The sequence below is a fragment of the Micrococcus sp. 140720015-1 genome, from assembly GCF_053627595.1.
The window spans coordinates 1-1414 of record NZ_JBSEYC010000014.1 but is presented as its reverse complement, the minus strand read 5'-3'; the positions used below and the strand labels follow the sequence as shown (position 1 = coordinate 1414).

At 67.9% G+C, this 1414-nt stretch carries 1 protein-coding gene; it reads right to left on the bottom strand.

Going from position 1 to position 1414, the window contains the following annotated elements:
* Window positions 1-45 precede the first annotated feature (45 nt).
* Entirely contained in the window at window positions 46-1290 is a 1245-nt protein-coding gene (locus tag ACUXPL_RS12030; RefSeq protein ID WP_031943898.1) for an IS256 family transposase, read from the bottom strand.
* Between the last annotated feature and the right edge of the window lie 124 nt (window positions 1291-1414).

Below are 1414 nucleotides of genomic sequence, written 5' to 3'. Positions count from 1 at the left end.
GGTCAAGTCCCTGGAAGTGGTGTAACCGTCTTCGAGGCATGAGAATCAGGCCAGGGCCGGCATCACCTCCGTGCCCATCACGGTGCCCGGTTCTTGCGTGAGGGGCTCGCGGCAGCGGGCCAGCAGCTCGAGACCGAGGTACCGGCGGCCCTCGGCCCACTCATCCGTCTGCTCAGCCAACACGGCCCCCACGAGCCGCACCACGGCATCCCGGTTCGGGAAGATGCCCACCGCGTCCGTGCGGCGCCGGATCTCCCGATTCAGGCGCTCGGCAGGGTTGTTCGACCAGATCTGGGACCACACGTCCTTCGGGAACGAGATGAACGCGAGGATGTCCTCCCGAGCAGCATCGAGGTGCCCAGCCACGGCGGGCAACCGCTCGGCCACGTAGTCCAAGAGCCGGTCGAACTGGGCGTGCACCGCCGGCCCGTCAGGCTGGTCGTAGACGCTGTGGAGCATGGCCTTCACCGCCGGCCACATGGCCTTCGGGGTCACCGCCATCAGGTTCGCGGCATAGTGCGTGCGGCACCGCTGCCACACGGCCCCGGGCAGGTTCGCCGCGATGGCTTCGACCAGGCCACGGTGGGAGTCCGAAGTCACCAGTCTCACCCCGTGAAGGCCGCGGGCGACCAGATCAGCGAAGAACTCGTTCCACGCCGCGCCTGACTCCGTGGTGGCCACCCGCAGCCCGAGTACCTCACGTCGCCCGTCAGCGTTGACGCCGGTGGCGACCATGGCCACCGCGTTGATCACCCGACCACCCTCGCGAACCTTCATGGTCAGGGCGTCCGCGGCGAGGAACACGAACGGGCCGGCATCCCCCAGCGGGCGGTGCCGGAACGCGTCGATGTGCTCGTCCAGCTCGGCGGCCATCCGACTGACCTGGGACTTCGAGAGCGAGTCGATGCCCAGCTGGCGCACGAGCTTGTCCATGCGTCGGGTGGAGACCCCAGCGAGGTAGCAGTCGGCGACGACCGTGATCAACGCGGACTCGGCCCGCTTGCGTCGCTCGAGCAGCCACTCTGGGAAGTACGTGCCGGCGCGCAGTTTCGGGATGGCCACGTCGATCGTGCCGGCGCGGGTGTCGAGGGGCCGGTGGCGGTACCCGTTGCGCTGTGCGGTGCGGGTATCAGAAGCGGTGCCGTACTCGGCGCCGCAGACCGCGTCTGCGTCAGCGCTGAGCAGGGCGTTGATCACGGTCTGCAGCAGGTGGCGCAACAAGTCCGGCGAGGCTTCGCCGATCGCTTCGCGTAGCAGGCGTTCAGGGTCGACAATGTGAGGAGCGGTCATCGTGGTGATGTCCCTTTCGAGAGTGCTGTGGAAGGTTCACTCGAAGGCTCCCACGGTGACCGCGTCCATGCTGGGGACGGTGTTGGCGGCCGGGGAGGGTTACACCACTATCAGGGACTCAACT